This window comes from Pseudomonas sp. ERMR1:02 (assembly GCF_002277815.1).
In the GTDB taxonomy this organism is placed as follows: domain Bacteria; phylum Pseudomonadota; class Gammaproteobacteria; order Pseudomonadales; family Pseudomonadaceae; genus Aquipseudomonas.
The window spans coordinates 222127-246418 of record NZ_NKJI01000001.1 but is presented as its reverse complement, the minus strand read 5'-3'; the positions used below and the strand labels follow the sequence as shown (position 1 = coordinate 246418).

Here is a 24292-nt window from a genome sequence, read left to right as displayed (position 1 = left end):
CCCATCTCAAGCGAACTCGCAGATGACGCGTGCATCGGCATTCAGCGTCGCATGAACGCGCGTGAAGTGTTCTCCCGTTGCCATCCCATCAAGCAGACGGTCAGCTACTTGAGGCAATACATGCAGGTCCAGCAACTGGTCAATCAGACGGGCACCGCTGTCGCTTTGAGTGCAGCGCTCGGTCAGGTGATCGACGAGGTTCTGGCAATAGCCGAAATCCAGCTGACGACGGTGCAAGCGCTCTCTCAAGCGACCGAGTTTGACTTCGATCAGCTCCCGCAGCACCGGCCCACTGACCGGGTAATACGGCACTATGCTCATGCGCGCCAGCAGAGCCGGTTTGAAGTGTTGGTTGAGGATCGGCCGAATGGACGCTTCGAGCTCCTGCTCGGATGGCCGCGCAATGCTTTCGCACAATTGACTGATCCGCTCGCTGCCCAGGTTGGAGGTCATCAAAATGAGCGTATTGCGAAAGTCGATCTGGCGTCCTTCCCCATCGTTAGCCATGCCTTTGTCGAATATTTGGTAAAACAGGTTGAGTACGTCCGGGTCCGCCTTCTCGACTTCATCAAGCAACACGATGGAGTACGGCTTCTGACGCACGGCTTCAGTAAGCATGCCGCCCTCCCCGTAACCAACATAACCAGGTGGCGCACCGATCAGGCGCGAGACAGTGTGCTTTTCCTGGAACTCCGACATGTTGATTGTGGTGAGAAAACGATCACCGCCGTACAGCAAATCCGCTAGCGCCAGCGCGGTTTCGGTCTTGCCGACGCCGCTCGGGCCGACCAACAGAAACACGCCCACAGGCGCGTCGGGTTTGTTGAGGCCCGCGGCCGTAGCGCGCATCGAGCGATCCAGTGCCTGAATAGCCTGTTCCTGACCTCGAATACGGTTGCGCAGGTCGGTGGCAAAACTGGCGACCTTGGTATTGTGCTCACGGGCCAGCTGCGCCAACGGCACACCCGTCCAGGCACTAATCACTTCGGCCACCAGACGCGGGCACACTTCGAAGCTCACCAGACGTTGTTTGACTTGCGCATCAGTCAAGTCGCGATGGGCTTCGTTGAGCGCAATTTCCAGTACTTCGATGCGTGGTGCTTGTTGCATAGGTGTCGCTGTTTCAGTGGTGGCACCTCCTCTGGCACTGGCCAGTTGCTGACGCAGTTCCAGCAGCCGTTCGGCCAGTTCCTTTTGTCTGGTCCACAGAGACTCGAACTCGGCCCTTTCGTCATCAACCAAGGCAAGACGCTCTTGCAGAGCGGCCAGCACTGCGTAATCAATCAGCAACCCGGCTTCGGCGTCCCGACACAAGGCCTGACGCTGCCGATCACCTTCAGCCAGTTCCCTACGCAAACGCTCCAGACTTTCCGGAGCAGCTGCCAGACTGATACGCACACGGGCGCATGCGGTGTCGAGGACATCAACGGCTTTGTCCGGTAGCTGACGGCCTGTCAGGTAGCGCGCAGACAATTCGGCCGCTGCCACCACAGCGTCATCACGCAGGTAAATGCCGTGGCTCTTCTCATACACCGTAGCCAGGCCGCGAAGGATCGTCACCGCTTCGCTGATGGTGGGCTCATGCAATTGCACGGGCTGGAAACGTCGGGCCAGCGCAGGGTCCTTTTCGAAGTATTTCTTGTACTCCGCCCAGGTCGTGGCGGCGATAGTCCGCAACTCGCCACGGGCCAGAGCCGGTTTGAGCAGATTAGCCGCATCGGAACCTCCGGCATTGCCCCCCGCGCCGATCAGCGTATGGGCTTCGTCGATAAACAGGATCACCGGACTCGGCCGTGCTTTGACCTCATCGATCACGCCCCTGAGGCGCCGCTCGAACTCACCTTTAATGCTGGCACCGGCCTGCAATAGCCCCATGTCCAGGGACAACAGCTCAACACCCTTCAACACTGGCGGCACTTCACCGGCAGCGATGCGCAAGGCCAAGCCTTCGACAAGCGCAGTTTTGCCAACGCCCGCTTCGCCGACCACGATCGGATTGTTTTTGCGGCGACGGGCGAGGATGTCGACCATCTGACGGATCGCAACATCGCGGCACAACACCGGGTCGAGTGTGCCGTCACGGGCCTGTTGAGTCAGGTTGTGAGTGAAGCGCTCCAACAACGATTCACCGATTACAACCGACTTGCCGACGGTGGGCTGCTCTATCCGGGACAACGCAAATTCTTTCAGTCGCTCGATGTTTAGCCTGGCAAGCAACAACTGATAACGGCTGCCGGCGTAGCGCATCGGATTGCGCAGCAATGAGAGGATCAGCGCGGCTTGGTCAATCACGCTCTGACCCAACTCGAGGGTCGCCACCAACAAGGCATCCTGCAGCCATTGCACCAGCTCCGGAGCGAACACCGGATTGTGCGAGGCACTGTTCTCAACTCGCAATTGCAACGCGGCCGCCAGCTCACCGGCATCTACTTCAGCATCTCGCAGGGCACGACCGAGCAAACCTTGCGGGCGTTCCAACAAAGCCAGCAGAAAATCCTCGATGAGGATTTTGCTGCCTCCACGGGCGATGCTGCGTTCAGCAGAACTTTCCAGGTCACGACGACTATCGGGATCCAGCGCCTGGATAAGTTGTTGCAGGTCCATGTTGATCATTGCTCACATCCTTAATGAATTTTTGCTGCTCAGGGTCACCACGCCGTCAGCGCGTTCGCAGCCCAGCCAACTGGTCCACCCCAGATGACAGACGTTCTGCTCACCGATGCGCAGTTCGCGGACTTCTTCCCGACGCAGGACAAGACGAATGTCGTAATCGAGCGGATCCCGCAGGGTGAATCGCACCAGCGCACACAAAGGTTGATAGCCGAACCCGATCGGCAGGAATTCGTGAAAGCGTTGCCAGTCAAGTTCGCGGATATGAATCCGGAACTTTCCGCTGCGATCGCGAACGCGTTCGCCCAGTACCAGGTCGTCACCGAGCTTGCTGTTACTACGTCCAAGGCAATTACGTTGCTCGTCGAGAATGTCGACACTACGCTCGATGCATTGCTCGATGGTCAGCTCTGCATGCTTGAAGTAGTACCGTAGAACTGCCTCGATCAATGCAGCCGAGTGTGCCCTCAGACTGAGCAGACCCAGGTACGGTAATAGGCGCTTCCAGTTCAGCTCCTGGGCCTTGCGAATCTCTTCGCCACCAAGGCCGATCAGGGCAAACAGCTGCGATGAAAACGAATCAAGGGCACCACTCTGGAACCCAGCGTGGTATCGATACTTGCGCCAGATCGGCCACATCAATCGCTGCAAACGGTGATGGAACAGATCGAGGAAGTTGCGGGTCGGGTTGCCATCTTCGCTATCGCTCAATGCCTGTTCGGCGTAGAACGCCGGCAGTGGTGAACCGGCCCCCACCAGACTCATCAGGTTGAAGCGCAACCGCGCTCGCATCTGCCCGTGCTCCTCAAAAAATTCCACGCTGTCCACATCGCTACCAGGAAAACCGAGGCTCGGATTGGCCTGGAACTCCAGTTGATCGTACAAATCGTCTTCACTCAGGTGCGGGTGTTTCTCGCGCAGTCGATCAATCACCAGCCGCACGGCCTGAAACAGTGAGTACTCGCGTATTACCTGGCTCAGCCCGCTCAAAGCAGGGGCTGAAGACCCATGCGGGGCGTCCATTGATAGACTTCTCCTTGCGTGCTTATTACCCGCAGTTCGTGATACGAATTGAGGCTGGCGTAAAGTGCGAAAAACTCGTTGAGTACCGAAGCGAACACGAACAGATCGCCCTCGCCGATGTACCCTTGTGGGTCGATGATCAATTCAGTGCGCAAGCCTCGTACCGGCAATCCACGGTGCAATCTGTCGACGTGCTGATGCTTGATCGACTTGAGCCCGTCGAGCAGCCTTTTGCTGACCTTTTCAGCATGCTGGTCGTAGTAGCGCGGCAGGTCGTAGGTTTCGAGAATCAGCTTCAGCGCATTCACGTCAGCCAGGGATAGATAGTTGAGCGACATGTTGCTGATCAGCTTCCAGAGGAAGTCCCGATTGAGCGGCGGTGCAAAACATGACGTGACGGAAGTTATATTGCGAAAACTCAGGAACTCCGGCGTCTGTGAGCAACGCTGATTGATGTCACCGAGCTTTAACTTGCGAGGCAGATTCTGGTTAGTGCACACCAACTCGATCGAGAGCGTTTCCTGCACTTCAGAGTGTTGAATACCGAAGCTCAGATAGGTATCGAGGCCGTCGTGTAGCAAGGATGAGCGCTGGCGAACGCTGTAATGCGGACGGCTGGCCGGCACATCAAAACTCGGATCGTGCTCGAAGGACTCGAACGGCACGTACTCCCGTTCACCAAAGCCACCAGACCTCCATCCGGTGACGCTTTCTACCGAGAAAACACCGCAGTTTTCCGGGTCGTACTGGGCTGGCAGAAGCAAGTGTTCATCCTGCTTTCCGTCGAGACGCACTGGCAGCGCATCGTGCGTGAACAGATTTACGATCGGCGTGCAGTGGAGCTTTATGTTGTCCAGGGTCGGGCGCAGTCGCTGCATTCCACTCTTGCGAATATCAAAGCGCAACTCCAGACCCCGCACTTGCTTTACGTGGTCTTCGGACAAGCTCCTGAGCAGGTCGAGATCGTTGATGTCAACGAACAGGAACTTGTCCTGAAAAGCGAAATACTCTTGCAGGTAGCGATAACCACGGAAGGTATTCAACGGGTACGGAACCAACGCGTCTTCTTCGGCAAAACCCACCGGTTGCACGCGATCGCCAGGTAACCGAAGTGACAGCGGCATGTCGTTCACCCCGGCGATTGGCTTGCCGGCACCATCTAGCGGGATCAGCTCGATGCCTTGCAGATGGCGCAACAGGCTCAGGTAAAGCATTTGGCTAATGTAACGTTCGCCCGTAAAGTGCAGACGCAAACGGTTCAATCCCAGCTCACCAAAATGGCCTTCAGCGCTCATCCCCAGTCGTAGACTCAAAAGCGAACCATCGCCCTTGACCGAATAATTCAGCGCTACAAGATCCAGCGCTGAGACCTCGGTTGAGTAGCACGTGCGGAAACGGCAACGCACACCATCGATCGGTACACTTTCCACCGGGGTGTCGCGTTCAACCACAAATGCCGACTCCGAACGCGCCAATGGCGCGAACTGCAAAATGCTGAATGCCGGCAGCGGTCGCATATAGTTGGGCCAAAGCAATTGCATCAACGAGTGGCTTAACTCTGGCAATTCGTCGTCGAGCTTCTGCCGCAGGCGCCCGGTCAAAAACGCGAAGCCTTCCAGCAAACGCTCCACATCCGGATCCCGTCCGGGCTGCCCCAGGAAAGGCGCCAAAGCAGGACTACGTTCGGCGAAACGACGACCCAACTGGCGAAGTGCGGTCAGTTCGCTTTGGTAGTAGTGGTTAAAGGACATGGAAAATTCCGTTTGTCATTGGCTGACCTTTACCTGCCCGCTGCCATCCAGGCACGCGGCAAAACACACCTTATGTTTGAAGCCGTCGACTTCCAGCAGACCTTCAATGCTGAAGGACAGGCGAAGCCGATCGTCATCACGAGGCCCAGCAGAAACACGAACTTTGCTCAGACGAGGCTCGTAGGCCTCGATGAAGTTTTCGATGACCAGGCGCGCTTGACTCAAGGAGTCGTGCAGACTCAGGCGCATATCATTGAGATCGGGTAATCCGTAGTCGGGCAGTGTCCGCACACTGCCCGCGCGGGTACTTAGCATCTTGGCCAGATGGGCAGCCACAGACGCCATGGCGGAGTTTTCGCGACTCCAGCCGACACGTTTTTTCGCGTCGCCACCCAGGCGTTCGAAGAGGCTGCCGTATCCAGTCATGCGTCAGCTCCGCTTACTCTTTGTCCAGTTTGCCGACCAGGGACAGAGTGAAATCTGCACCCATGTACTTGAAGTGCGGGCGCACGTTGAGGCTGACGCGGTACCAACCAGGCTCGCCGTCAACATCGCTGACAATGATCTGAGCCGCACGCAGTGGCCGACGTCCACGGACCTCGGCACTCGGGTTTTCCTGATCAGCCACGTATTGTCGAATCCACTCGTTCAACTCCAGCTCCAGGTCGGTCCGCTCCTTCCAGGAACCAAGTTGCTCACGCTGCAGCACTTTCAGATAGTGAGCGAGTCGGTTGACGATCATCATGTAAGGCAGTTGAGTGCTGAGTTTGTAGTTCAACTCTGCAACCTTGCCTTCGGCGCTGATGCCGAAGTGTTTCGGCTTCTGAACGGAGCTCGCGGAAAAGAATGCTGCGTTGTCGCTACCCTTGCGCATCGTGAGGGCGATAAACCCCTCCTCCGCCAACTCGTATTCACGGCGATCAGATACCAGCACTTCAGTCGGAATCTTGGTTTCGATTTCGCCCATGCTTTCGAAGTGATGCAACGGCAGATCGTCAACCGCACCGCCGCTCTGCGGACCGATAATATTTGGGCACCAGCGGAACATGGCGAAGCTGTCTGTCAGTCGGGTACCGAGTGCGTATGCAGTATTGCCCCACAGGTAGTGCTCGTGGCTGTTGACCACCGTTTCTTTGTATACGAACGATTTCACCGGGTTTTCTTCCGGGTCGTACGGATTACGCAGTAGGAAACGGGGGACCGTCAGCCCCATGTAACGCGCATCTTCCGATTGGCGGAAACTCTGCCATTTGGCAAATTGCGGGCCTTCGAAGTGATCTTTCAAATCTTTCAGATCCGGCAGACCGGTGAAGCTCTCGAGGCCGAAAAATTTCGGTCCGGCCGCAGCGATGAAGGGCGCATGGGACATGCAGGCAACACTGGAAACGTACTGCATCAATTTCACATCCGGCGAGCTCGGGGACATGAAGTAGTTGGCGATGATCGCTCCGACCGGTTGACCGCCGAACTGACCGTACTCAGCGGTGTAGATGTGTTTGTACAACCCAGCCTGCATCACCTCTGGCGAATCTTCGAAGTCGTCCAGCAGGTCTTCTTTGGAGACGTTGAGGATCTCAATCTTGATGTTCTCGCGAAAGTTGGTGCGATCAACCAACAATTGCAAACCACGCCATGAAGACTCCAGCGACTGAAAGTCCGGGTGATGGAGGATTTCGTCCATTTGGCGGCTGAGCTTGGTGTCGATCTCGGCAATCATCCGGTCGACCATGGCCTTTTTAACCGGCTCCCCACTGTTCTGTGGCTTTAGCAGCTCTTCGATAAACGCAGACACACCGCGTTTGGCGATGTCGTAGGCTTCGTCGTCGGGGCTCAGGCGGGTCTCGGCAATGATGCTATCGAGAATGCTGTATTCACTCTCATCACTATGTTGCTGTGCTGCATTCGTGTTCACGATATTGGCTTCCTTGACTGATGGCGGATTCAGGCGGGTTGGGCGGCGGCGTTCAGCCCCAACTCGTCTAGTACGCGGCTGCGGGATTCGTCGTCTGCCAGAACACCTTCAATGGCCTTGCGGAACGCCGGTGCGTTACCCAGCGGTCCCTTGAGCGCCACCAACGCATTACGCAGCTCCATCAGTTTTTTCAGTTCAGGCACTTGCTCGACCAGGCTGGCTGGATTGAAATCCTTCATCGAATCGACACGCAGATCCACGACCAGGTCTTCAGTGCTGCTGTCATCCTGAAGTCGGTTCGGCACGCTCAACGTCACCTGGAGATCCTGTTTAGCCATCACTTCGTCAAAGGTCATCTTGTCGATGTTGATCGGCTTGCGATCTTCAACTTTGCGTTCGTCCTTGCGTTGGGTGTAGTCACCGATCGCCAGCAGCTTCAGCGGCAGTTCGATCTCTTCCTGAGTGCCTCCAGTTGCGGGCTTGAAAGTGACGTTAATGCGTTCCTTGGGGGCTACCGAGCCTTCTTTGGCCATGGCGATTCTCCTTGCGGTTGGGGCCCTTGGGCCTAGTCGAGTGCCACTTCAAGATCGAGGTGGCACAGCCTGCGATAAATCTCTTCCTTGCATTCGCGCACCGCGTGGTTCTGCGGCAACAACTCGCAGCAGTTATGCAGTAGTTGCAGCACCTGCAGCGCAAGATCCGGCTCCCAGGTATGCAGGCCTGCGTCCCGTAATGTCTGGTCAAGGTTTTCAAGTTGGCTCTTGGCCAATTCAAATTTTTGGCCATAAAGCAAAGCCGCGCGAGAGCGAACTGCCAGAAAAACTGCTCGCGGGCGCCATAGGCGCTGTGCAGGCCTTGCTTGAGAATCTGCACCGCAGCCTTGAGGCCGTCCTTGCGCAGAATCGGCTGAACGTCTTCTAGGGCCTGCTCCCAGGCTGGTTGTATTTCGGCGGTTTCTACAGGACGCGGTGCATGGGGATTTTGCAGATGCGGCGTGACCTGGACATCGACCCACGAGCGTGTGGCCGGGTCGGCGAAAGGAGTGCCGTCATGAAAGCGTAATTCGAGGATGCCGGGCAGACGCTGCATCAACAGTGCGAAGTGGATTTCCACTTCACGCATGGCCATTTCCGCGTTCAGCCCCTGAAGACACTCCCAAACCAATCTCTGACCATCAAACCAGAACGGCGCTTTGGACAGACTGGGCTCCAGCTCCACCAGCAAGTCGGCGTAACGGGCTTGATCGTAACGCTCCTGAAAGAACTTGAGCCTGTCGACAGGTAGTCCGCGCAGCACTGTGATCTGCTCTGCGTTGCGCTCGGGCAATGTGTCTACAGGTAGCCAGAGCAGCGTACGATTCAGGCGTAATGCGCGCAGATCGGTGGCCCTCTGCTTAAGCCACCAGGCACACAGTGGCCGCGCGCTGTCCTGTTGAGCACGCAAGGCTTTATGGGCATCTTTTTCGTTATCGATGGGTGCGCAGGGATTGAACAACTGCGTGGCAACCTGCTTGACCTGAGCCACCGCGGACTCCAGGACGCTGGGTGCGGGCTGATGTTCGACAGCGCGCTGCACCAGATTTTTCAGGCGACGGCAAATCGGTAGCAACAAGGGTGCATCGCCACCGAGATGTTCGGTGCAAATGGCATCTAGTCCCTCCAGATGCTCCACAAGTTGGCGGAACAAGGGCAACTGCTCTTTGATCGCGACGTTTTCAGTGAGTACCTGTTCAAGACGCGGCACCAACCAGCTGATAGCGGCGGCGCGGGTGCGGGGTTTGCTCGGGTAAATTTCGAGCCAATGGTTTTTACATAGATAGCGAAGCAATCCGAGACCAGCCAATAGTCCCTGGAATGATTCGCACTGGTACAAGGCCCAGGTCAGCCAAGCGCCGACTCGCAAATCCTTGGACTGGGTGCGCAGCAGGCTTTCGCAGTTTTCGCGAACTTTCAGCCAGTCGATCTGACCGCATTCGTGCACGGACTGGGCTTTGCCAAGCTCGTATTCCAGCGCTTCATACTCGCTTGAGTAGCGGGCATCCTCCCCTGCGAATTTTTCTTCGCGGACAGGTGCTTTGGCTAAATCGGAATAGTGCGCCGAAAGTTTATTTGAGTACGTCATATAAACTTACAAGTTGCACCGAAAGCGACGCTCGCAGGTATTAGCTCAAGATAGCACCGACCTACGGCTTGATTCTGGACATGTGCACTCGACTCGAAGATAAGCAAAAGGGCATTTGGTGAAGGACCAAGAACTTATTCTGTAATCGATAATACGTATGTAGGAAGTTTCTCCGCATTTCATACGAATTGCCTTAAGGCTGTGTACGACATGCATTTACTGGCGGATATTGGTTCACTACTGACCTCGACTGTGCAATTTTTTGCGCTCTTTAATAGCCTTTCGACAGGCAAAATTTCGCCTTCATTGTTAATAGTTAACGCAAAAAATGTTTGTTTAACCACTGTCAGATTTACTTCGTGAAAGCTACAACGCCTTGTGCCGTTGCCTACAGTTACGCCAGAATCCGCCGGCTTGTGCGCCTTGGAACCGCTCGGTAACTTGATTCGCGTCACTGATCGTCAGTGATCGGGTTTAGTAGCCTGCCGTAGTTAAGTCGTACAAGTTTCATCAGCCAGGGTCCAACTCTGTCCTTGATGGTAGCTGTGCGTAGGGCGTCCTTGGGCGCGCCGATTTCTTAGCTCGTCGGTCTACTAACCTGCGTACAGCTGCCTCCCTTTCGTTTAGTAGCGAACTGGTCGCGGCCTCACTCAAGAGAGAGCTAAGACATGTTCAAAGTGACACCTAACCCGCCGGACACCGATCCGGCATCGCCCTACGAAAACATCGATTCAAAGAAACTCCACGAAGCCGCCGAACGCGCCCTCGACCATCACTTCCCGCCAACCGAAAAGAAACCACCCAAACGTAACGGTCAACTCTTCAGCGTCTGCCCAGACATCGACACTGAAGCACTCCTGGCCAACGCCTCAGAAGATCTGCTGTCCATCAGCGCCATCGCTGCCGACCTCGCCGACGACGTGGATGGCTCACGCCGCTCTGTAGCCTTGGCGCTCAACCGCATGGCCGATGGTGTGAATTGTTGGTAGAGCGAGCGCTGGATCATCTGGATGAACCGGAAATGGCGGCGATTATTGCCAAGCAACACAGTCGAACCATCTAACCCTCAATGCAGGAAAAACCCCGATTGGTGATGACACCAATCGGGGTTTTTCTTGGCCAAGCCACTGGGGTAGTGAGCGTTCCTACACAGATCCCTTCCCTGTTTCTGAAGCACGCGTAGGACACGTCCGATTTGATCTCTGCCGTCTTGAGTTGCGTCTTTTCATAAGTACCTTGCATAAGGCCAACTTAAACCTGAGTCGGTGCAATGCACCGTTAATGGCAGTGCGCTTCATGGCGCGAAGAGACAGGGAGTTTAATGATGGTTAAAGGGCACTTCATCGTTTTGGGTGACAAGACCACCTGCGGAGGCGAGGTCACAGACGCCGATACAAGCAGTCGCGCGAATGGCCTCGCCTATGCTTGCGAAGGCGATCCGGTCAGCTGTGGCGTGGACGGCCAAACCTACAAGATTTTAGGCGGTATTCCTTACATGAAGAGTAATGGACGATTGCGTGCCGGTACGCTGGACAGTTACAGCGGTTGCCCTTGCAGGGCGACATTGATCGGCTCGAATTTCTCAGGCTCGTATGGGTCCAGAATAAGTACTTCACCGCATGCAGCACCGACCGTCAGACAACCGGCCGCAGGCGCCACGAGCCACCCGGTAGCTATGCCATCCTCATTTGCGACTGCGCGGAGCAATCCCAATCCAATTCCGCTCAACACCTCGGCCCAGGAACCAGGTTTTTACATCGCCCCCAAAAGCACCACTCGCGAACAACTTGAGTCCAACCTCTTCACCCTGCGCGACCCGGCGGTGATGGGCAAATTCAAGCTGCTGAACCCTAATCTGCGTGATGTCAAAGCGGGCTCGATGATCGTGCTCGGTGATCCCAATAACCATCAATGCACCCGGCAAGAAGCCATGCTCATGGAGGTGGCAGCTAAAACCAACCAGATCATTGAAACACTCAGCTCGGAAGAAGCGGATTTCATGGTGCGCCACCGTGATGCCATCCAGACATTCCTCGGCTATGGTTCGAGCGCAATCGGTGTCGGTGCGAGCATATTCAAAAATAATCTGGATAACGTTGGCGAGGCCATGAGGGAACTCGAAGCGTTGCAGCAAAGAACGCTTCAAAAAGATGGACATCTACGCTCACCGACGTTTTTTGCAGAACGCCAACGCCTGCTCGCACAGCTCAATTCGCATATGACGGCACTCACCCGCAAGGGCATCGGGTTTCCTGACCATATAAACCTGAAAAAGAGACTAGGCATTTCCAGCCAAAGCCTGGTTCACCTCTGGACCGACGCCAGTCCTGGGGGGCAGATACCGGGGCATGCGACTCATCTTGAAGGAGTGGCCAAGGCTTCTAAATACATCCAGTACGGAGGTTGGGTGGGTACAGCGATTGGCGGCGGGGCGTCTGCCCTGAAGGTTCAGGACGTATGTACAGCGGGAAATACCGAGGCCTGTAAGCAGGTTAAATTCACTGAGGCGGGTAATTTCGCGGGTGGGATTGGGGTGGTGTGTTGGCGGGAGGTATAACTGCTCCGCTAGTCGGAGGACTTTGCATAGGACTAAGTGTACCTACGGCCGGCTTTGCGCCATTAGCATGCAGTATTTTGGTAGTTGGAATTGGTTCTTACGCTGGAGGGAAGTTTGGTGGCGCACTTGGTGAAATGGCTGGAGAGCAAATATACGAGACCATAAAATGATTACCCCCAATCTAATTCTCGGTAGTTTGTGTCTCATAGTTATCACTGGACAATTCATCTGCATTGGATCAGCTTTGTATTTGAGCCACACGAAGAAAGACATAATTTCGTCTCACTTCAAACATTGCTCAGTCTTGCTTATTTTTGGCATTCACAAAGGGACAACCTTCTATAGGAGAATACTGCTGATAGGAAATATTTCCAGCATTGTTACGTTCCCGAATTTCTTCATCAGCCGGAAACTAATTACCGCTGAGGAAATAGAAAGTTTCCCCTCCCCACTAAAACGACAACTTAAAATTCTGCAGTGGAGCTTTATAGGTCTTATCGCTTCAATGGTATCGCTCGTCATAATAGGACGATCAGGAATACTCAATTAAAACTGAACAATATAACTAGTTTTAACAAAAGCTCTTCACACCAACAGAATAGGCGCCTCTACGACATTAATTTTTGTCAAACAGCATTAAAAATTTTCATGATTACCATTTGGACGTCCGCAGTTACGAGGCAACGAAATGAGTACGACCGAGATGACATTTGGTATTATCGGTGGCGGAATCCTCATACTGATGTTCATCTGGATTGTCGTTGCGCTTCATATGTCCTACACCAAGATGGATGTGATCTTCGAGCACCTGAAAAACAGCCCAGCAATCACGGTTCTTGCCTTCTGGCGACATGCTGGACCATGGGGACGGCTGAGGCTGATAGGCAACATTGCTGATTACGTTACCTCGCCACGTAAAGGTATCGAAAACGGTAGCATCAGTGCTGAAGATATAAAGAACCTCCCAGCACCAATCAAGCGCAAGTTGGTTTTTTGCGCCGGAGAGTAGTAACGCTTGTGGGGGCACTATTTTTGCTGTGGGGTATTGGAAAAATCACAGACCAGATCCAGTAATGATCCCTAGAAAGCGATGGCGCTACTCATCGCATGGTGAATATCAGGAGTACTTGAATAGCTAATAATTTTTGAGGCCACTCAATGAACATCAGCTTTGCAGACGCACTCTTCGTGGTGTCAGGTCTATTAGTTTTTGGTGGTGCCATTATTATTTTTGGGGTCGCTATTTATCTGGGATACACCAAGGGAGAGGTCTTGTCGGAGCACTTCAAAAACAGTTCTTCACTCATAACTGTCCCGGCACGCATAGACAAAGGACTCAGGGGCAAAACCCGGCTGGTTTACTCAGTCTCCAGTGTCGTAACGTTCCCTCGATTTTTCCTGAAACACGGCATCGTCAGTGCGGAGGATATTGAAAACTTCCCTAGAGACCTCAGGCGAAAGCTAGTTGTGTTGCAATGGTCTCTTCTAACGGCATTAACCGGCATTGTGACTCTGGGCTTGATAGCAATGTGGAAATAATCAAGTAGCCACAAAAAATGGGCACCCAACCTCGGTTGGCGTGCCCATTCTTTATTCCACTCCCCCGCTACGCGGGTCAGGGAAACGTCTTACGGATTAACACTATCTTTCAACGATTTCCCAGGCTTGAAAGCAACAGTGTTGCTGGCCTTGATCTTCACTGGCTCACCGGTTTGCGGGTTTTTGCCGGTGCGGGCGCCGCGGTGGCGTTGCAGGAAGGTGCCGAAGCCTACCAGCGTGACGCTGTCTTTGCGGTGCAGGGCGCCGGTGATTTCTTCGAGAACGGCGTTGAGGACGCGGTTGGCCTGCTCTTTGGTGAGGTCTGCTTTTTCAGCAATTGCTGCGGCGAGTTCTGGTTTACGCATATTAGTGAAGCCCCTTTGACGGTTTTTTGTTGTTATGTCCGTGCTGCTCTCTGCCGAGCAGCGCCCAAAGCGCCGCAGGTGCTCTACTCTGCGGCAGACGGGAGTGAGGATGGCACTTACGGAAGAGCCGCGCCAGTATCGGCGCGACCTTTATAACGTCTATAGGGGGGTGATTCCGACAGAACGACCGGCATTTACGCCAGCAGCGCCGGAAGCTCTTTGTTCAGGGCCAGTTTGTCCATTACGGCCGTGCCTGTCAGGGCATAACCGAGCAGTTTGCCGCTGGCATCGCGACATATCACCTTGATGTCGGCGCCCTGCCCTTCAACCGTCCAGACGCCCTCCGAACCCCGTGGCGGCGGGGATACCACCAATGGGCACACCGGGGTTTTCACGGTGATGGGCATCGGGCCATAGGTGACTGCCGTCGGGTTGCCGGCGAGGGTCTGGGCCAGCGCTCTCGCACAGCTCATCAGGGGCATCACGTACAACAGATTCAGCCCATCGACCTCGGCACAGTCGCCTAGTGCGTAGATGTTGGCGTGAGAGGTTTGCAGGTGACGGTCGACCATCACGCCACGATTGACCTGCAAACCGGCAGCGGCGGCCAGGTCGATGCGCGGGCGCAGGCCAATGGCCGAGACCACCACGTCGCACGGGATGACCTGGCCGTCGGAGAGGTGCGCTTCCAGGCCATCGGCGACGCGCTCAAGGCGATTGAGCACGGGACCTAAGTGGAAGCGTGCGCCAAGGCTTTCCAGCCCGGCCTGAACCGCACCGGCCGCCGCCGGGTGCAACAGGGTCGGCATGACCTGTTCGCACGGTGCAACCAGTTGCACCTCATAGCCGCCCAGGCTCAGGTCGTTGGCGAACTCGCAACCAATCAGCCCGGCGCCGAGCAGCAGCACCCGACGCTTACCGGCCGCTGCGGCGCGAAAGCGTGCGTAGTCTTCCAGGTCATTGATGGGGAAAACGCAATCCACCGCGTCACCTTCGATAGGTACCCGCACGGTTTCGGCGCCCCAGGCCAGGATCAGGTCACGGTAGTACACCGCTTCCTCACCGATCCATAGGCGCTTGTGGCCCGGGTCGATGCCGCTGATGCGGGTGTGGGTACGCACTTCGGCCTTCAACTGCTCGGCCATTGCGCCTGGCTCGGCCATGCTCAGGCCGTCGGCGTCTTTGTTTTTGCCGAAACCTGTGGAAAGCATCGGCTTGGAGTAGGAGCGCCCGTCATCGGCGGTAATCAACAGCAGCGGGGTTTCGCCATCGAGTTTGCGAAACTCGCGGGCCAGGTTGTAACCAGCCAAGCCAGTACCGACGATCACAACAGGTGCGTTCATTCCTTACTCCTCAGTTTTTAAGCAGCGATTTCGATCATTTCAAAATCCATCTTGCCCACACCGCAGTCCGGGCACAGCCAGTCTGCCGGTACGTCTTCCCAGCGGGTGCCCGGCGCAATGCCGTCATCCGGCCAGCCGTCGGCTTCGTTGTAGATCAGGCCGCAGACCACACATTGCCACTTTTTCATTTACGTACATCCTCAGGTTCAGGCTTTTGCCGGCACGAACGGTCGATGATTGAAGCGCTGCCGTCCGGCTCAGCGCGTTTTGTACTGATGGGCACGGCTAGATGCAAGCCTGTTCGGCGCAACGGGCAGCCACATCACTCAAATTTATTAGCTGACATGTTAAGCTCGCCGCCTCATTTGCTGCCAATAATGACTCACTGTGCCGCACTCAGAATCCCCTTGCTTGGCCCCGCTTTGGCTTCCCAAGAGCCAACTGACGCCCCTCCCCGACACGTCTACCCTCGACTGGCTGTTCGACGAAGGATCGCTGACCCGCCGCCTGACCCGTTTGTCGAATGACGGCTTCAGTGTCACGCCGTTGTTCGAAGGCTGGCAGACCTTGCGCGCTGACGAATGCGCCGCGCTGGATCTGGCCGAAGGCAGTGAAGGCTGGGTGCGCGAGGTGTATTTGCGCGGGCATGGCCAGGCGTGGGTGTTTGCCCGCAGCGTCGCGGCGCGCAGCGCATTGCAGGGCGACGGCTTGCACATGGACGAGCTGGGCAGCCGCTCTCTGGGCGAACTGCTGTTTTGCGACCACGCGTTCCAGCGCCGCGCCATCGAGGTTTGTCACTATCCTCAAGCGTGGCTGCCTACGGAAGTTCAGGCCGTTGAGCTATGGGGTCGCCGTTCGCGCTTTGACCGCGGTACGTTGAGCGTGCTGGTGGCTGAAATTTTCTTGCCGACCCTGTGGAGCGCCGCCCGCGCCCACCCGGAGAACTGCTGATGTACCAGAGCCTGCTCAAGTCCCTGAACCGCTTGAACCCACGGGCCTGGGATTTCATTCAGCTGACGCGCATGGACAAGCCGATCGGCATTTATCTGCTGCTGTGGCCGACGTTGTGGGCGCTGTGGATTGCCGGCAAGGGTTCGCCGTCGCTGGCCAATGTCGTGATTTTCGTCCTCGGCGTGGTGCTGACCCGCGCTGGTGGCTGTGTCATCAACGATTGGGCGGACCGCAAAGTCGACGGCCATGTGAAGCGCACTGAACAGCGGCCGTTGGTGAGCGGCAAGATCAGCTCCAAAGAGGCGCTGGTGTTTTTTGCTCTATTGATGGGCGTGAGCTTCCTGCTGGTGCTGTGCACCAATGCGGCAACAATCTGGCTATCGTTCGGTGGCCTGGCCTTGGCGTTCAGTTATCCGTTTATGAAGCGCTACACCTATTACCCGCAAGTGGTGCTGGGCGCGGCATTTTCCTGGGGGATGCCGATGGCGTTCACCGCCGAAACCGGTGAACTGCCGGCAGCGGCCTGGTTACTGTGGATCGCCAATCTGATGTGGACGGTGGCCTACGACACTTATTACGCAATGACCGACCGCGATGACGATTTGAAGATCGGCGTGAAATCCACGGCGATTCTGTTTGGCGAGGCGGACCGGGTGATTATCCTGACCCTGCAAGGGTTGGCGCTGGGCTGTCTGTTGCTGGCTGGTTCGAAATTCGAGCTCGGTGGCTGGTTCCAGCTCGGGTTGGCGGTGGCGGCGGGCTGTTTCGCGTGGGAATTCTGGTACACCCGTGGCAAGGACCGGATGCGCTGTTTCAAGGCGTTTTTGCACAACCACTGGGCCGGGTTGGCGATTTTTGTCGGGATTGTGCTGGATTATGCGTTGCGTTGAGATAAGGCCCTGACCCGCTTTCTGTAGGAGCAAGGCTTACCTGCGATGGCGATCTCGAAGACGCCTTCGCGGGCAAGCCTCGCTCCGACGAAAAGCGGGGCGTTTATTTATGCTCGCGCATGGCGTGCCACACGTCCTTCATGTTGTCGCCTACCATGTCACCGGGCTTTTTATCCTTCATGAACGTATACAGCGGCTTGCCGTCGTAAGCGTATTGCATCGTGCCGTCGTCACGCTTGATTGTGCTCCACTTGCCTGAAACCGCGGCGCCCGCCGGGGCCATCATCGGTGGCCAGTTCTTGGCACAATCACCATTACACATCGACTTGCCGCCACTGTCCTTGTCGAACGTGTACACGGTCATACCCTTATGATCGACCATCATGCCGTCTTTCATCATCGCCGGCTCGGCGGCGAAGGCCAATGTCGGCAGCGTTAGCGCAGCCGTGATCAGCAGAGTCTTCCAGGATTGAGCAATGTGATTCATGGAAACCTTCCTTTTGCGGTTGTCAGGATTCGAAATTAGAGCTTAGTCCAGGTTCGTGACAACTGCAGGCGACTAAAATACTGTCACACGACTGCAATAATTCCGTTATCTAATGCGGCGCAAGACAGTTAAATGACAAGAGGATTAAGGCATGGTTGGCAGGAGCATTCTGATCGTCGACGACGAAGCGCCCATTCGCGAAATGATCGCCGTTGCGTTGGAAATGGCCGGCTATGACTGCCTGGAGGCGGAGAACTCCCAGCAGGCTCACGCCATTATCGTCGACCGTAAACCGGACTTGATCCTGCTCGACTGGATGCTGCCCGGCACTTCCGGTATCGAGCTGGCCCGCCGCCTCAAGCGCGATGAGCTGACCGGGGATATCCCGATCATCATGCTCACCGCCAAGGGCGAAGAGGACAACAAGATCCAGGGCCTGGAAGTCGGCGCCGATGATTACATCACCAAACCTTTTTCCCCCCGTGAGCTAGTCGCGCGCCTCAAAGCTGTACTGCGCCGTGCCGGCCCGACCGATGGCGAGGCGCCGATTGAAGTCGGCGGCCTGTTGCTGGACCCGATCGGCCACCGCGTGACCATCGATGGCAAACCCGCGGAAATGGGACCGACCGAATACCGTCTGCTGCAATTTTTCATGACCCACCAGGAACGCGCCTACACCCGTGGCCAGTTGCTGGATCAGGTCTGGGGCGGCAACGTTTATGTCGAGGAACGTACCGTGGATGTGCACATCCGACGTCTGCGCAAAGCCCTCGGCGATGCCTACGAAAATCTGGTACAAACCGTGCGCGGCACCGGTTACCGCTTTTCTACCAAAGCCTGACCGGACTTTTCCCGCTTTAGAAGTAGACAAGGACGCGCGTTCAAGTGAACCAAAACTGGCATGGCACCCTGATTCGCCACATGCTGCTGCTGGTCACCGCCTGCCTGGTGATCGGCTTGATCACCGGCTACTACGGCTGGAGCCTCGCTGCGGGCCTGGGCCTTTATCTGGCCTGGACCCTCAAGCAACTGCTGCGCCTGCACAAATGGCTGAGCCTGCACAAACCCGATGAAGCGCCTCCCGACGGCTACGGCCTGTGGGGCGAGGTGTTCGACAGCATCTACCACCTGCAACGTCGCGACCAACGGGTGCGCGGGCGCTTGCAAGCGGTGATCGACCGGGTCCAGGAATCCACCGCAGCGTTGAAAGACGCCGTGGTCATGCTCGACAGCGACGGCAACCTGGAGTGGTGGAACCGCGCCGCCGAAACCCTGCTGGGCCTCAAGACCCCGCAAGACAGCGGCCAGCCAGTGACCAACCTGGTGCGCCATCCACGCTTCAAGGAGTATTTCGAGCAGGACGGCTACGCCGAGCCGCTGGAAATCCCCTCGCCGACTAACGACCGGATGCGCATTCAGCTTTACATCACTCGATACGGCAACAATGAACACCTGATGCTGGTGCGCGACGTAACACGCATCCATCAGCTGGAACAGATGCGCAAAGACTTCATCGCCAACGTGTCCCACGAACTGCGCACGCCGCTGACGGTTATTTGCGGCTACCTGGAAACCCTGCTCGACAACGTCGAGGAAGTGAACCCGCGCTGGACCCGCGCCCTGCAGCAGATGCAGCAGCAAGGCGGGCGCATGCAGACCTTGCTCAACGATCTGCTGCTGCTGGCCAAGCTGGAAGCCACCGATTACCCGTCGGACAACCAGCCGGTGGCCATCGACGGTTTGCTGCAATCGATCAAGGGTGATGCGCAACAGCTGTCCGGCCAGAAAAACCAGAAGATTACCGTGGAAGCCGACCCGACGATTCTGCTCAAGGGCAGCGAAGCGGAGTTGCGCAGTGCGTTTTCCAATCTGGTGTTCAACGCGGTGAAGTACACCCAGGCCGAAGGCAATATCCGCATTCGTTGGTGGGGCGATGAGCAAGGCGCGCATCTGAGCGTGCAGGATTCCGGTATCGGCATCGACAGCAAGCACCTGCCGCGCTTGACTGAACGCTTCTATCGTGTCGACTCCAGCCGCAACTCCAATACAGGCGGCACCGGGCTGGGGCTGGCGATCGTCAAACACGTGCTGTTGCGTCATCGCGCACGCATGGAGATCAGCAGCGTACCGGGTCACGGCAGTACATTTACCTGCCATTTTGCACCGGCCCAAGTCAGCAAATCCCGGGTTATCAGCACCACCGATTAGTACCGGCGAGCACTCCCCCCTAGGCAATCGCCAAGTCAGCCGCTACATTGGCTGACTTGCGCCTGCCTTTTCAGACGCACTTTTTTCTATCCATTCGAATACACGGAACCCGCAAAACTCCATCATGGACCCTTCCCCTGGCTTGACCCTCGCATCAATATTCGCCGACTTCGGCATGATCCTTTTTGCTCTGATCCTGGTTTTGCTCAACGGCTTTTTCGTTGCGGCAGAGTTTGCCATGGTCAAACTGCGCTCGACCCGGGTCGAGGCCATCGCTGAACAGCACGGCTGGCGCGGGCACATCCTGCGCACCGTGCACAGTCAGCTCGATGCTTACCTGTCGGCGTGCCAACTGGGTATCACCCTCGCCTCCCTGGGCTTGGGCTGGGTCGGCGAACCGGCGTTCGCACACCTTCTGGCACCCGTGCTGAGTGCCGTGGGCGTGGATTCGGCCGAGGTGGTCAAGGCGGTTTCGTTCTTCACTGCGTTCTTCATCATTTCGTACCTGCACATCGTGGTCGGCGAACTGGCCCCGAAATCCTGGGCCATCCGCAAACCCGAATTGCTGTCGCTGTGGACCGCGGTGCCGCTGTACCTGTTCTACTGGGCCATGTACCCGGCCATCTACTTGCTCAACGCCAGCGCCAACCAGATCCTGCGCATCGCAGGGCAAGGTGAACCTGGTCCGCACCACGAGCACCATTACAGCCGCGACGAGCTCAAGTTGATCCTCCACTCCAGTCGCGCCAGCGACCCCAGCGACCAGGACATGCGCGTAGTGGCCTCGGCCGTGGAAATGGGCGAGCTGGAAGTGGTTGACTGGGCCAACTCGCGTGAAGACCTGGTTTACCTCAACAGCACGGCCGCGCTGGAAGATGTGTTCAGTGTGTTCCGCCGCCACAAGTACAGCCGCTACCCGGTGTACGACGAACAAACTGCCAGCTTTATCGGCCTGCTACACATCAAGGACCTGCTGCTGCAGCTGTCGCTGCTGGAAATGCTACCGTCCAAGTTCAATATGATCGAGCTTCTGCACCCGCTGGAGCGAGTGACCAGGCACATGCAGCTGTCCAGCCTGCTGGAACAGTTCCGCCAGGGCGGCGCGCATTTCGCGCTGGTCGAGGAGGCCGATGGCAAGGTGATCGGCTTCCTGACCATGGAAGATGTGCTGGAAGCTCTGGTTGGCGATATCCAGGACGAACACCACAAGGCCGAGCGCGGGATCCTCGCGTATCAGCCGGGCAAACTGCTGGTTCGGGGCGATACGCCGCTGTTCAAGGTCGAACGGCTGTTGGGTATCGACCTGGACCACGTTGAAGCCGAAACACTCGCCGGGCTTGTCTATGACAGCCTGAAACGGGTGCCGGAAGAGGAAGAAGTGCTGGAAGTCGAAGGCCTGCGGATCATTATCAAGAAGATGAAAGGGCCGAAGATTGTTCTGGCCAAGGTGTTGATGCTCGATTAAATACCTTTGTAGGAGCCGGCTTGCTGGCGATGGGCGCACCGCGGAGCCTCTGTGATACCGCGTAATCGTTCATCGCCAGCAAGCCGGCTCCTACATGCCCAACGCAAAGTTGGGCAATGCGCCTACCGGTTGATTGAAACGGTACGGTATCGACACCAACCCCATCCCGGTATTGCGCTGCACCACGAAGTGCAGATGCGGCCCGCTGCTGTTACCGGTATTGCCCGACAACGCCAGCGCACTGCCCACCGCAACCCGTTGCCCCTCATGAACGCAGACCGAGCCTTTCTTCAGGTGCAGGTACACGCCCATGGTTCCGTCATCGTGCAGCACACGCACGAAGTTGCCCGAGGGGTCGGTACCGCGTCCGGTCTGGTGGTTTTCGGTTTTCACCACGACCCCGCCGCGGGCGGCGATGATCGGCGTGCCTTCGGGCATGGCGATGTCCATGGCGTAACGGTTCTTCGGTCCGTAGTGGCTGTATTGGCCATTGGCACCCTGACTCAGGTGGAAGGGCCCGCCACGCCAGGGAAACGGGTATTGATAGGCCATGGAGGCCCCTGACGGGTCACCCAGGAATATTTCAGCTTCGGGATATAAGCGAGTGGCCTTCCAGCCTGCTTCGATGTCAGCTGCGCCAGACGAATGCTGCTGCGCAGCGGCATGACTCGCCGTATTGGCCGACTCGGCACTCCGTCGGCATTCTTCACCCCGGTGAAACTTAATTCGATCTCTACCGGCGCATACAGGTCATTGCGCACATACACGCTGTCCACGCCGTCCTTCTTCATGATGACGAAGTAAACCTGACGCTCAAGGTGCTCGACCATTCGATCCTGGAAAGTGAACACCTTGGAGCCTTTGCTGGGGCGGTCGCTGTAGGAGACCACGCCATTGGCGTCGGTGGACTTGTAGATGGTCATGGCCATAGCCGAGGTGGAGGCCATGAAAAGACCACAGAGAAACAGCAGGCGCGCGAGCATGGGCAGGGGTTCTGTCGAGTAAGGCCTGGGAATAAGCCTAGCAGCTGCAATGGACCCGGGTAGTCGGCAGATGTTTCAAGATGGGGTGATCAGGGTGATGTGTGGTGAATTTAATGGCCCCTTCGCGAGCAAGCCCGCTCCCACATTTGATCCCCAGCTGGTCACAAAATTTGTGTCCACTGGAGATCAAATGTGGGAGCGGGCTTGCTCGCGAAGACGGACAAATAGGCGACGAAGATTAGGCGCCAGGTACGAAATGCTTCTGCGCCGTGCCGCGTGCAATCAAGCGGGAGATGTAATCGAGCTTCTGCGCGTCCTGATCGACGAAGCGGAAGGTCAGTTGCAGCCATTCGCTATCGGGTTTCGGTTCGTGGGCGACGATGGCGTGCAGGTAACCGTTCAGGCGGGCGGTTTCGGCGTTATCACCCTGCTCCAGGTCGAGCACAGCGCTGTCTAGCACTTGCGGCAGGGTATCCGCGCGTTTGACCACCAGCAGCGCTTCCTTGAGGCTAAGGGCCTTGATCACGCATTGCTGGATGCCGTTTGGCAGGCGCAGTTGACCCTGGCCACGTCCGCCCCCGGCTGCAGCAGCGGCAACCGGTGCCTTGACCGGCGGGCTGTTCAGCAACCCACGGGATGGGGCAGTTGCTGCAGCAGGTGCAGGGGCTGTCGGTGCCACCACGACAGCCTTGCCACCAGTCAATGCATTCAGGGAATCATTGCCGAACGCCGAGCTGGTTTTGGTATTGGCCGTGTTCATTACGGCGTCGAGCTTGCCGACTTTGTGCAACGCCTGCTTGACCTTGGTGATCAACTGCTCGTTGGTGAACGGCTTGCTGACATAGCCGGATACCCCAGCCTGGATCGCCTGGACGACGTTCTCTTTGTCGCCGCGACTGGTCACCATGACGAACGGCATGCCTTTGAGATTGTCCTGCTCGCGGCACCAGGTCAGCAGCTCCAGACCGGACATTTCCGGCATTTCCCAATCACACAGGACCAGGTCGAACGGTTCCCGCGCCAGTATGGCCTGAGCCTTTTTGCCATTGACCGCGTCTTCGATCTGCATGCCCGGAAAATAGTTACGCAGGCATTTTTTTACCAGGTCACGAATGAACGAGGCATCGTCCACGACCAACACATTGACCTTACTCATCCATAACCCCTTTAAAAAATCCCGGCAAGCATACCGCTTTGCTGATGGCACTTTGCCAAAAACCTTCAGTCACGCCGGGACTTTTCGTTCGCGGGTGCTGCTATTCGAATTCGTAAGCCGCCAACAAAAACGCCCGGCCAAAGGGCCGGGCGCGTCCTGGGGCAACCTTACTTATCGTCAGCTTTGCCCGGAACATTAGCGCTTTCGCCGCTTGTTCCTTCAACTTCTTCCTTCATGCGCTTGAGGCCCAGGTGACGCACGTCAGTGCCGCGCACCAGGTAAATCACCAATTCCGAGATATTACGAGCGTGGTCGCCGATGCGCTCCAGTGAACGCAGCACCCAGATAATGCTCAAGACCCGCGAGATAGAGCGTGGGTCTTCCATCATGTAGGTCGCCAGCTCACGCAGGGCGGTCTTGTATTCGCGGTCGATGATCTTGTCGTACTGCGCCACCGATAACGCCAGGTCGGCGTCGAAACGGGCAAAAGCGTCCAGGGCATCGCGCACCATGTTGCGTACCTGGTCGCCGATGTGGCGAACCTCTACGTAACCGCGTGGTGCTTCACCTTCTTCGCACAACTGGATGGCGCGACGGGCGATCTTGGTCGCTTCGTCACCGATGCGCTCCAGGTCGATCACCGATTTGGAGATGCTGATGATAAGGCGCAAGTCGGACGCTGCCGGCTGACGACGGGCCAGAATGCGCAGGCATTCTTCGTCGATGTTGCGTTCCATCTGATTGATCTGGTCGTCGATCTCGCGCACCTGCTGGGCCAGGCCGGAGTCGGCCTCGATCAGCGCGGTCACCGCGTCGTTGACCTGCTTCTCGACCAGCCCGCCCATTGCCAGGAGGTGGCTGCGCACTTCCTCAAGCTCAGCGTTGAACTGCTGGGAGATGTGGTGTGTGAGGCCTTCCTTAGAAATCATTG

At 56.8% G+C, this 24292-nt stretch carries 20 protein-coding genes and 3 pseudogenes; 9 read left to right on the top strand and 14 right to left on the bottom strand.

The genetic code is table 11. From position 1 onward, the window contains the following. Positions 1-6 precede the first annotated feature (6 nt). From tssH to tssA, 7 genes and pseudogenes are all read right to left on the bottom strand, one after another. Positions 7-2613 (bottom strand): type VI secretion system ATPase TssH, encoded by a 2607-nt coding sequence (gene tssH, locus CES87_RS01145; protein WP_128604597.1) that lies wholly within the window; start codon positions 2611-2613, stop codon positions 7-9. Between the two features lie 3 nt (positions 2614-2616). Continuing rightward, entirely contained in the window at positions 2617-3633 is a 1017-nt protein-coding gene (gene tssG, locus CES87_RS01140) for a type VI secretion system baseplate subunit TssG (protein WP_128604596.1), read from the bottom strand. Beyond that, positions 3597-5384, bottom strand: a complete 1788-nt coding sequence (gene tssF, locus CES87_RS01135; RefSeq protein ID WP_128604595.1) for a type VI secretion system baseplate subunit TssF — start codon at positions 5382-5384, stop codon at positions 3597-3599. Before tssF ends, tssG begins: the two co-directional genes overlap by 37 nt. 15 nt (positions 5385-5399) lie before the next feature. Next, positions 5400-5810 (bottom strand): type VI secretion system baseplate subunit TssE, encoded by a 411-nt coding sequence (tssE, locus tag CES87_RS01130; RefSeq protein ID WP_128604594.1) that lies wholly within the window; start codon positions 5808-5810, stop codon positions 5400-5402. A 13-nt stretch (positions 5811-5823) separates the two neighbouring features. Next, positions 5824-7296 (bottom strand): type VI secretion system contractile sheath large subunit, encoded by a 1473-nt coding sequence (gene tssC, locus CES87_RS01125; protein WP_128604593.1) that lies wholly within the window; start codon positions 7294-7296, stop codon positions 5824-5826. A 29-nt stretch (positions 7297-7325) separates the two neighbouring features. Further along, a complete protein-coding gene (gene tssB / locus CES87_RS01120) occupies positions 7326-7829 on the bottom strand; it encodes a type VI secretion system contractile sheath small subunit (RefSeq protein ID WP_128604592.1) in 504 nt (167 codons plus the stop codon). 32 nt (positions 7830-7861) lie between these two features. Continuing rightward, positions 7862-9417, bottom strand: a pseudogene (gene tssA, locus CES87_RS01115) (type VI secretion system protein TssA). Between the two features lie 668 nt (positions 9418-10085). On the opposite strand from tssA, the pseudogene CES87_RS01110 reads away from it, so the two are divergent. The 4 genes and pseudogenes from CES87_RS01110 (at position 10086) to CES87_RS01095 (ending at position 13513) form a co-directional block, all read left to right on the top strand. Next, positions 10086-10480, top strand: a pseudogene (locus CES87_RS01110) (DUF6124 family protein). A gap of 258 nt (positions 10481-10738) precedes the next feature. Continuing rightward, positions 10739-11974: a PAAR domain-containing protein gene (locus tag CES87_RS01105; RefSeq protein ID WP_256590809.1), complete on the top strand. Its 1236-nt coding sequence runs from the start codon at positions 10739-10741 to the stop codon at positions 11972-11974. A gap of 688 nt (positions 11975-12662) precedes the next feature. Further along, positions 12663-12983 (top strand): hypothetical protein, encoded by a 321-nt coding sequence (locus tag CES87_RS01100; RefSeq protein ID WP_256590808.1) that lies wholly within the window; start codon positions 12663-12665, stop codon positions 12981-12983. A gap of 149 nt (positions 12984-13132) precedes the next feature. Next, positions 13133-13513, top strand: a complete 381-nt coding sequence (locus CES87_RS01095; RefSeq protein WP_128604591.1) for a hypothetical protein — start codon at positions 13133-13135, stop codon at positions 13511-13513. An 89-nt stretch (positions 13514-13602) separates the two neighbouring features. On the opposite strand, the gene CES87_RS01090 is transcribed toward CES87_RS01095, so the two are convergent. The 3 genes from CES87_RS01090 to CES87_RS01080 all read right to left on the bottom strand — a co-directional run bounded on the left by CES87_RS01090 (position 13603) and on the right by CES87_RS01080 (position 15409). Continuing rightward, complete coding sequence (locus CES87_RS01090) at positions 13603-13878, bottom strand: HU family DNA-binding protein (RefSeq protein WP_003213368.1); 276 nt, start codon at positions 13876-13878, stop codon at positions 13603-13605. Positions 13879-14072: 194 nt separating this feature from the next. Beyond that, positions 14073-15221: an NAD(P)/FAD-dependent oxidoreductase gene (locus CES87_RS01085; protein WP_128604590.1), complete on the bottom strand. Its 1149-nt coding sequence runs from the start codon at positions 15219-15221 to the stop codon at positions 14073-14075. Between the two features lie 17 nt (positions 15222-15238). Next, complete coding sequence (locus CES87_RS01080; RefSeq protein ID WP_128604589.1) at positions 15239-15409, bottom strand: rubredoxin; 171 nt, start codon at positions 15407-15409, stop codon at positions 15239-15241. 223 nt (positions 15410-15632) lie between these two features. On the opposite strand from CES87_RS01080, the gene CES87_RS01075 reads away from it, so the two are divergent. Both CES87_RS01075 and ubiA read left to right on the top strand, forming a co-directional pair. Then, positions 15633-16172 (top strand): chorismate lyase, encoded by a 540-nt coding sequence (locus CES87_RS01075; RefSeq protein WP_371858166.1) that lies wholly within the window; start codon positions 15633-15635, stop codon positions 16170-16172. Beyond that, complete coding sequence (ubiA, locus tag CES87_RS01070) at positions 16172-17062, top strand: 4-hydroxybenzoate octaprenyltransferase (protein WP_128604587.1); 891 nt, start codon at positions 16172-16174, stop codon at positions 17060-17062. The genes CES87_RS01075 and ubiA overlap by 1 nt, the downstream gene beginning before the upstream one ends. Before the next feature lie 103 nt (positions 17063-17165). Here the strand turns inward: ubiA and CES87_RS01065 are convergent, their stop codons facing one another. Further along, on the bottom strand, positions 17166-17549 hold the full coding sequence (locus CES87_RS01065) for a hypothetical protein (RefSeq protein WP_128604586.1): 384 nt from the start codon (positions 17547-17549) through the stop codon (positions 17166-17168). 151 nt (positions 17550-17700) lie between these two features. Between CES87_RS01065 and phoB the strand changes: the two genes are divergently transcribed. The 3 genes from phoB to CES87_RS01050 all read left to right on the top strand — a co-directional run bounded on the left by phoB (position 17701) and on the right by CES87_RS01050 (position 21222). Then, the gene (gene phoB / locus CES87_RS01060; RefSeq protein ID WP_034149326.1) at positions 17701-18390 is read left to right on the top strand and encodes a phosphate regulon transcriptional regulator PhoB; all 690 of its coding nucleotides are present in this window, start codon (positions 17701-17703) and stop codon (positions 18388-18390) included. 80 nt (positions 18391-18470) lie between these two features. Beyond that, a complete protein-coding gene (gene phoR / locus CES87_RS01055; protein ID WP_256590817.1) occupies positions 18471-19757 on the top strand; it encodes a phosphate regulon sensor histidine kinase PhoR in 1287 nt (428 codons plus the stop codon). Positions 19758-19881: 124 nt separating this feature from the next. Then, positions 19882-21222 (top strand): hemolysin family protein, encoded by a 1341-nt coding sequence (locus CES87_RS01050; RefSeq protein WP_128604584.1) that lies wholly within the window; start codon positions 19882-19884, stop codon positions 21220-21222. A gap of 90 nt (positions 21223-21312) precedes the next feature. On the opposite strand, the pseudogene CES87_RS01045 reads toward CES87_RS01050, so the two are convergent. The 3 genes and pseudogenes from CES87_RS01045 to phoU all read right to left on the bottom strand — a co-directional run bounded on the left by CES87_RS01045 (position 21313) and on the right by phoU (position 24290). Continuing rightward, positions 21313-22205: pseudogene (locus tag CES87_RS01045) on the bottom strand (peptidoglycan DD-metalloendopeptidase family protein). Between the two features lie 238 nt (positions 22206-22443). After that, positions 22444-23361 (bottom strand): response regulator, encoded by a 918-nt coding sequence (locus tag CES87_RS01040; protein ID WP_128604583.1) that lies wholly within the window; start codon positions 23359-23361, stop codon positions 22444-22446. Positions 23362-23528: 167 nt separating this feature from the next. Then, positions 23529-24290, bottom strand: a complete 762-nt coding sequence (phoU, locus tag CES87_RS01035; protein ID WP_128604582.1) for a phosphate signaling complex protein PhoU — start codon at positions 24288-24290, stop codon at positions 23529-23531. Between the last annotated feature and the right edge of the window lie 2 nt (positions 24291-24292).

What these genes read in the sequence shown, in the direction of transcription:
- CES87_RS01065 (WP_128604586.1), bottom strand. Translation starts at nt 17,549, where the DNA reads ATGAATCACATTGCTCAATCCTGGAAGACTCTGCTGATCACGGCTGCG.
- CES87_RS01090 (WP_003213368.1), bottom strand. Translation starts at nt 13,878, where the DNA reads ATGCGTAAACCAGAACTCGCCGCAGCAATTGCTGAAAAAGCAGACCTC.
- CES87_RS01095 (WP_128604591.1), top strand. Translation starts at nt 13,133, where the DNA reads ATGAACATCAGCTTTGCAGACGCACTCTTCGTGGTGTCAGGTCTATTA.
- CES87_RS01105 (WP_256590809.1), top strand. Translation starts at nt 10,739, where the DNA reads ATGATGGTTAAAGGGCACTTCATCGTTTTGGGTGACAAGACCACCTGC.
- tssB (WP_128604592.1), bottom strand. Translation starts at nt 7,829, where the DNA reads ATGGCCAAAGAAGGCTCGGTAGCCCCCAAGGAACGCATTAACGTCACT.
- tssF (WP_128604595.1), bottom strand. Translation starts at nt 5,384, where the DNA reads ATGTCCTTTAACCACTACTACCAAAGCGAACTGACCGCACTTCGCCAG.
- phoU (WP_128604582.1), bottom strand. Translation starts at nt 24,290, where the DNA reads ATGATTTCTAAGGAAGGCCTCACACACCACATCTCCCAGCAGTTCAAC.
- CES87_RS01040 (WP_128604583.1), bottom strand. Translation starts at nt 23,361, where the DNA reads ATGAGTAAGGTCAATGTGTTGGTCGTGGACGATGCCTCGTTCATTCGT.
- CES87_RS01085 (WP_128604590.1), bottom strand. Translation starts at nt 15,221, where the DNA reads ATGAACGCACCTGTTGTGATCGTCGGTACTGGCTTGGCTGGTTACAAC.
- CES87_RS01080 (WP_128604589.1), bottom strand. Translation starts at nt 15,409, where the DNA reads ATGAAAAAGTGGCAATGTGTGGTCTGCGGCCTGATCTACAACGAAGCC.
- tssH (WP_128604597.1), bottom strand. Translation starts at nt 2,613, where the DNA reads ATGATCAACATGGACCTGCAACAACTTATCCAGGCGCTGGATCCCGAT.
- CES87_RS01050 (WP_128604584.1), top strand. Translation starts at nt 19,882, where the DNA reads ATGGACCCTTCCCCTGGCTTGACCCTCGCATCAATATTCGCCGACTTC.
- CES87_RS01100 (WP_256590808.1), top strand. Translation starts at nt 12,663, where the DNA reads ATGAGTACGACCGAGATGACATTTGGTATTATCGGTGGCGGAATCCTC.
- phoB (WP_034149326.1), top strand. Translation starts at nt 17,701, where the DNA reads ATGGTTGGCAGGAGCATTCTGATCGTCGACGACGAAGCGCCCATTCGC.
- tssG (WP_128604596.1), bottom strand. Translation starts at nt 3,633, where the DNA reads ATGGACGCCCCGCATGGGTCTTCAGCCCCTGCTTTGAGCGGGCTGAGC.
- tssE (WP_128604594.1), bottom strand. Translation starts at nt 5,810, where the DNA reads ATGACTGGATACGGCAGCCTCTTCGAACGCCTGGGTGGCGACGCGAAA.
- ubiA (WP_128604587.1), top strand. Translation starts at nt 16,172, where the DNA reads ATGTACCAGAGCCTGCTCAAGTCCCTGAACCGCTTGAACCCACGGGCC.
- phoR (WP_256590817.1), top strand. Translation starts at nt 18,471, where the DNA reads ATGCTGCTGCTGGTCACCGCCTGCCTGGTGATCGGCTTGATCACCGGC.